This is a genomic window from Priestia sp. P5_B4, assembly GCF_056400385.1.
This window is the reverse complement of record NZ_JBFULJ010000159.1, coordinates 1-6558: the sequence shown is the minus strand read 5'-3', so window position 1 is coordinate 6558 and position 6558 is coordinate 1. Positions and strand designations below refer to the sequence as shown.

8 protein-coding genes are annotated in these 6558 nt (G+C 39.7%); all 8 read right to left on the bottom strand.

What is annotated here, in order from left to right:
- Window positions 1-291: heme-binding protein (locus AC1DRF_RS13715; protein ID WP_477740933.1), on the bottom strand; the 291-nt coding region annotated here is incomplete at its 3' end.
- A 13-nt stretch (window positions 292-304) separates the two neighbouring features.
- Window positions 305-1339 (bottom strand): oxidoreductase, encoded by a 1035-nt coding sequence (locus tag AC1DRF_RS13710; protein WP_477740932.1) that lies wholly within the window; start codon window positions 1337-1339, stop codon window positions 305-307.
- Window positions 1336-2106, bottom strand: coding sequence for a DeoR/GlpR family DNA-binding transcription regulator (locus AC1DRF_RS13705; protein WP_427076375.1), 771 nt, complete (start codon window positions 2104-2106; stop codon window positions 1336-1338). Before AC1DRF_RS13705 ends, AC1DRF_RS13710 begins: the two co-directional genes overlap by 4 nt.
- Before the next feature lie 275 nt (window positions 2107-2381).
- Entirely contained in the window at window positions 2382-3473 is a 1092-nt protein-coding gene (locus AC1DRF_RS13700) for a toxic anion resistance protein (protein WP_097823197.1), read from the bottom strand.
- Window positions 3474-3491: 18 nt separating this feature from the next.
- Complete coding sequence (locus tag AC1DRF_RS13695) at window positions 3492-5108, bottom strand: YceG family protein (RefSeq protein WP_477740931.1); 1617 nt, start codon at window positions 5106-5108, stop codon at window positions 3492-3494.
- Window positions 5109-5202: 94 nt separating this feature from the next.
- Entirely contained in the window at window positions 5203-5781 is a 579-nt protein-coding gene (locus AC1DRF_RS13690; RefSeq protein ID WP_013057395.1) for a TerD family protein, read from the bottom strand.
- A gap of 35 nt (window positions 5782-5816) precedes the next feature.
- On the bottom strand, window positions 5817-6395 hold the full coding sequence (locus tag AC1DRF_RS13685) for a TerD family protein (RefSeq protein ID WP_477740930.1): 579 nt from the start codon (window positions 6393-6395) through the stop codon (window positions 5817-5819).
- Window positions 6396-6419: 24 nt separating this feature from the next.
- Window positions 6420-6558, bottom strand: a 139-nt coding sequence (locus AC1DRF_RS13680) for a TerD family protein (protein ID WP_477740934.1), incomplete at its 5' end; no start/stop codon positions are given.

The following is a 6558-nucleotide window of genomic DNA, read 5'->3' as shown; positions in this document are numbered from 1 at the left end:
CTCGCAGTACAGCTTCATATAATACGAGCTGTGATGGTGGCGAAGAACGGTATTTGATTTTCGTTTAATCCATTCTTCATGGTCGGGAATGGCCCCTTCCATCGCATGTTGAAAGAGAGTTTGACCATTTCGTTTAATACTTACCGTAACAGCTTTCCCTTTACTTTTTGCTTCGTTAATAATTGCTGTTCCGATCTGTAACGCCTGATCGTTTGTAAATTGATGAAAGATCAGTTCTTTTTCTTGCTGAACTACTTTTTCAAGCAGTTTCTCTGCCGAATGATTACACACTGTTTCTCGCTCCTTAGTTAAAATAAACCGCTCGTTTTTCTTTGCTGCTTTCAAATGCCGCTTCGATAACTTTAACCACGTCACGAGCTTCTTCTGCTGAAACCGGAAGCTCTTCTCCTCGAAGCAGGCTGTCGGCAATTTTTTGATAATACGTCACATAAGAACCGTGCAGCGTTTGAATTTCTTTCGTTTCGCCTTCGCCAGTTGTCAGCTTTCCGTAGTGCTCAGGGCTGTCGGCTCCCCACGTATCGTCCACAGGCTTCTTGCCGGCTCTTAGCATATCTTCTTGGCCGTCAATGCCGTATTTAATATAGCTTGCTTTTGTTCCGTGAACTTGAAAGCGCGGCCCGTTGCTTGGCACAATGKCACTTGAATGTAAAATAACGCGAAGAGAACCGTATCCAAGCACTACGTGGAAGTAATCATCCGTACGTGCATGATCTCGCTGACCAAATACATCAGCTTGAACAAATTCAGGCATTCCAAAAAGGTGTAAGGCTTGGTCTATTAAATGAGAGCCTAAATCGTAAAGCGCTCCTGACCCAGGTCCTTCATTTTCTCTCCAGCGGTCTCGAACAGCTGGACGATAGCGGTCAAAATGCGCTTCATACATTTTAACGTCGCCTAATTTCCCTTCTTCAATCAGCTGTTTCACCGTCAAATAATCATTATCCCATCTGCGGTTATGATAGACGCTTAGTTGAACATCTTGTTCTTTTGCTAATTGAATTAATTCATTTGCTTCTTTTTCTGATACAACCATTGGCTTTTCAACAATTACATGCTTGCCTGCGCGTAGTGCGTCTTTCACCATTTCATAGTGCATGCCGCTAGGCGTTGTAATAATAACTAAATCAATGCTGTCATCTTCTAGAAGTTCAGATAGAGTGCTCACTACTTCAACATCTTCTAAGTCACTCTTTACTTTTTCAGAATTTGAGCTCATTACCTTTGAAATATGAAATTCGTCTAACACGCTTAAAAGCGGCGTGTGAAAGACCGTTGCTGAAAATCCGTACCCTACTAATCCTACTTTTATTTTCTTCATTGTGTTTCCTCTCCTTTATCAAAATCTGTTACGATAAGCCGCACTTGATTTTGTTCTATTTTTTCTTTTACATCCGCTTCTGGCTCTTTATTTGTGATTAAGATATCAATATCGCTCATATCACATACTCGATGTAAAAATTCACGTTCAAACTTCGTATGATCCGCAAGCATAATAACTTGTCTTGCACATTGAATCATCTGTCTTTTTAAAAATGCTTCTTCTTCACTTGGAGATGTAATACCATCTGCACCAACCCCGCACGTACCTAAAAACAGCTGATCTACTTTGTATTCCTGCAACGTAGAAATCGTTCTTGGCCCGGTGACGTTACGGTTTTTCCCGTTAAACTTGCCCGGCAGCAAAAACGTATCACACGGCGTATATTGATCGAGCAAATCCACATTATCAATGGAATTTGTAATAACGGTTACATGCTTTACATCCATATACTTCGCCATCAGTGAGATGGTAGAAGACGTATCTAAAAGCACGTCATACCCCTCCGACATTAACGAAGCTGCTTCTTTAGCAATTTGTTCTTTGGCTTTGGTAGGCGTTCGCTCACTGTAATCAATGATATGACTTGACGATAGCGTCGCTCCGCCTTTAACTCTCATAACCTCACCGTGTTCTTCAAGCTTGACTAAATCGCGTCTCGCCGTATCTTTTGAAACGGTGAACATATCGCAAATTTCGTCTAATGTAATCGTGCGGTGTGTGTGAAGGTATTCAATAATCGCACTCATGCGCTGCTCTTGATACACCCGAATACCCTCCTTTTTTACTTTGATATGAGCTAATTGTAGCGCAAAGAAAAGTTAAAAACCAGCAAAAAAACTTAAAATAATTAAGTTTTTTGCATTTTTAACTTAAATTATAAAAGTACATAAACGTCTTCTGGAAATAACTATCTTATTTTGGATAATACTTCTTTTATATCTGATACCCTTTCACGCTTTTCACTAATCTCTTACGGTTCAGACTTCCAGCAAACGTATAGGCAAAAAAAGCGGGAATCGTAAAGATTCCCGCTTTTTCGTTACATCTTATGTTCAAGCGCCTTGAAGTTTTCTTGAAATTGCGCTAAGCGAACAAGTCCTTCTTCACGAAGGCGTTTGTTTTCTTCTTCGATTGCTTTTGTTTCCTGCATTCCTTTCATAATAATATTCCACGTTTGTTCCATCGTTTCTACTTTTACGCTAGGAGCACCGGACATTTTGGCAATTTTAACGCTTTGCTGTGAAATGTTTTCTGCATTGCGAATGAGCAGCTCATTTGTGCGTTTGTCTAATTCGTTCATAGACTCCGCTACTAAATTTTGACGTTTTGCTGCGATTGCGTTAATAAGTCCATTTTTAAAAATAGGAATCGTTGTAATAAACGCAGAATTGATTTTGCCGATCAGCTTTGTATTTCCTCGCTGCAGCATACGGATTTGAGGAGCGGATTGATAAGATACTTGTTTTGCCATTTCTAAATCATATAATCGCTGCTCCATCAGCTCAACCGCATTTTTTAAGGTTTGAAGCTCCATTGCCGCCAGCTGATTTCCACTCGACGCTCTTTCTTCAAGCACCTTTAGCTCTTGTTTTAACTCTTCTACTTTTACTTCGCCCGCTACAATGTATTTTTCAAGCTCCATATAATACTGATAGTTTTGCTCGTAAAGCTGTTCAAGCGTCGTGGTTGAATGCTTCATTTCAGTTTCATATTTTGTAATCTCTACATATACTTTATCAATTTCAGAGCCCATTGTTTCATATTTTTGAAACAGCTTATCCACTATTTTTTGACCGCGTTTAAAAAGCTTAGAGAAAAACCCTTTATCTTCAACAAAATCCTTTGCATCGAATTTGTCCATAATCTTTCCAAGCTGCTTTAATAATTGACTTGACTCTTCCATGCTAGACGATTTAATTGTACTAAGCACTTTTCCGGAAAACGAGGAAATTTCATTGGCTGTTTCTTTCCCATACTCAAGTAAAGCCAGCTGATTTTTATAATCAATTTGTTCTGCTAAGCGACGTACTTCCGGCTCTTCTCGCAGTTTTGCTTTTACTTCATTAGGCTTTGTTTCTAAAACTTCTTCGGCTTCGTTTACATCTAAAGGCTGTAATTCGTTTGTTGCCATTTAAAAACCCTTCTTTCTTTAAAAGATTCGTTTTAACCATTTTTGAATGAGCGACGGCTCTTTGAATTCTTCATTAAAGCTAATATCTTCTAGCCAATGTATATCGAAATATTTTTCTTCGACAAACGCTTCTATATCTATTTGACCGGTCGGATTAAAAAGAACAATATCAACGCCAAATTCATTTAACAGAAGCAGTAAAGCTGCATCTTCACGCGTAAACGTTTCATGTTCATTTCCGTGATAGATAATGAGCCGAGGGACGTGCTGCGTATAATCAAATTTTTGAAGCATGCGAAGCACGTTGTTTGGAAGCTTCAAAGACTGATTAAACAAGTACATTTGATGCTGATACGCATCTTCATGATCCAACCGAAGGAGCTTTGAATGTGCACAGTATCTGGAAATAGCTGCAGCTAGCCCTTGCTGAAGCCCGATAGGCAGTTCTTTATAGCGCCACCAGTTGCTTTCAATCATTTTATCAGGACTGAGCGTCCCATCACTTCCGAGAGCGCCTTGGTAGTGAAAGTGATTATTTCCTTCTATTTTTTTAGCAAAAGGAACAGAATCAACAGTCAGAGCTAACTCATTTTCTGTTTGCATGAGCTCATGCACTTTACTCCAGTACTCTTTTCGGTTTTTGGAAATGCCAAGCACTTTTGAAAACAGAACCGGCACTTGTACATATGGCTTTGACACTTCAAAATTAGGACGAATAAACGCCCGTTCTCTCATTAATAAAAAAATCTCATCATACGTCGTTTTAAGAGTAACTGAAGTTGGAAAATACGAACGAAATTGCCACGGTTTATACAGCATAGACTCCTCTGAATGAAGCACTTGCTCAATTTCTTGAGAAGCTCGAAATGCTACCGTACCTTTTCGAACCGGTTTATCCGTTGGAAAAGGTAAAAGCGCGCTAGTAGAAGGAAACGTATAAACAGTTGTTAAGCGCYGATTCTCATCTACTTTTTTTAAATGGTCCTTTCCCTCTGGATGAAAGGTAAGGACGTCAAAACCTAGTAAAATTAAATAATAGAGAAAATACCGCTCGCTTTTATTCGCATCTCCATACCACATGATGCGAGGCGCGTGTTCAGGAAATGCTTGATCGACCATCCAAGACTTCACATGATTCCACTGCCACTTTATTAAATCGATTAATACACGTTGAAACTGCCCGTCCATAAAACCGTCTGCGTGCTGTTCTTTAAAACACGTTAACGTTTCAATAAATTTTTCGCGTATTCTTCTATGTATAGCGGGATTTTCTGACTTCACAATCAGCTTTTTTCCTTCTAAAAAAGCAAACAGTCGATTGACAGAAAGGCCGCGTTCTTCTTGATTAATTTTAAGAATCGTTTGTACTTCTTTTAATCTATCATTTGAAATGGACTTATCAAGCTTATCGTGCAGGATAAGGATCGATGATGATGAATGCGCAAGTTCATAAAGAAAAGCTGCGTACTCGTCCGCATCAAGATGGGTGCCTACATATCTTCCCGCCACTTGTTTGTAGGAAGTTTGCTGCTCATTTTGTATAAAGTCACCTCTCAGAGAAACATCTTGAGAAAAAAGAGAAGTTCCATTTTGCTCGTTAAGATTAATGATATGAGGATCAATTAGTTTACTCACGCCTTACAGCTCCTTTCTTTTCAGACATATACATGCTAAAAAGAAAGGGTACTCGTTAAAGCACCCTTTCTTTTTCATTTATCCCATGCCTTTTTTATACGGATAATCCGTAGTTGCGGCAAAGGTCGGCCAAGCCACCGGAAAATCCGCTGCCAATGGCATTAAACTTCCAGTCGTTTCCGTGCTTGTATAGCTCGCATACAACGACAGCTGTTTCGATTGAAAAATCTTCACCTAAATCATAGCGCAGTACTTCTTCATTTGTTTCAGCATCAATCAGACGAACAAACGCGTTGGATACTTGTCCAAAGTTTTGTCCGCGAGCATCTGCGTCGTGAATCGTGACGCTAATTCCGATTTTTTCAACGTGGTCAGGAAGAAGGGAAAAATCAACGGCTATTTGCTCATCGTCTCCATCTCCTGCACCCGTACGGTTGTCACCGGTATGCTCCACAGCTCCATTTGGACTTTTTAAATTGTTGTAAAAAACAAACTCCTCGTCATTTACAACCTGACTTGATTTATTGGCTAAAAATGCACATGCATCTAAATCGAAATCCTGAGATCCAGCATATTTGTTTGTATCCCATCCAAGGCCTACTATTACTTTTGTTAATCCTGGGTTGGTTTTCGTTAGGTCAATGCGCTGACCTTTTGATAAAGAAATTGACATAAAAACATCCTCCRTACGTTTTCTTACTTTAATGATTAGGCGTTTAAACCAAAGTCKTTTACAAGTGCTGCTAAACCGCCCTGATAGCCGCTGCCAATAGCATTAAACTTCCATTCTCCGCCGTGTCGATACAGCTCTCCTACTACAACGGCTGTTTCGATCGAGAAGTCTTCACCTAAATCATAGCGAATTAGCTCTTCGTCATTTGTTGCATTTAAAATACGAACGTAAGCATTGCTTACTTGGCCAAAGTTTTGACCGCGCGCTTCCGCTTCATGAATCGTAATGGTGAACGCGATACGTTCAATAGATTGAGGCACATTTTTCAAATCTACTTGAACCTGCTCATCGTCTCCTTCACCTACGCCTGTACGGTTATCTCCTGTATGCTCAACCGCTCCGTTTGCACCCGTCGTATTGTTGTAAAAAATAAAATCAGATTCTGAAGCGCATTTTCCCGCTCCGTTTAATAAAAAGACAGATGAATCTAAATCAAAATCGTTTCCACCGTCATACTTATTTACATCCCATCCAAGACCTACTACTACGTTTGTTAATCCTGGATTCGTTTTTGTTAAATCTACTTTTTGTCCTTTTGAAAGATTAATAGCCATTTCGTTTCCCTCTTTTCAAGTTGTTTATTTTGTATATTTATTTGCAATTTCTCCTAATCCAGTATCTCTCGTTGCATCTCCAGTTGCTGAAAACTTCCATTCATTCCCGTCTCGGTAAATTTCACCTGCAAATAGAGCGGTTGCTCCTGAATGGTCTTCAGAT

Coding starts and splice junctions, on each gene's coding strand:
- AC1DRF_RS13700 (WP_097823197.1), bottom strand. CDS start 3,473: ATGGCAACAAACGAATTACAGCCTTTAGATGTAAACGAAGCCGAAGAA.
- AC1DRF_RS13690 (WP_013057395.1), bottom strand. CDS start 5,781: ATGTCAATTTCTTTATCAAAAGGTCAGCGCATTGACCTAACGAAAACC.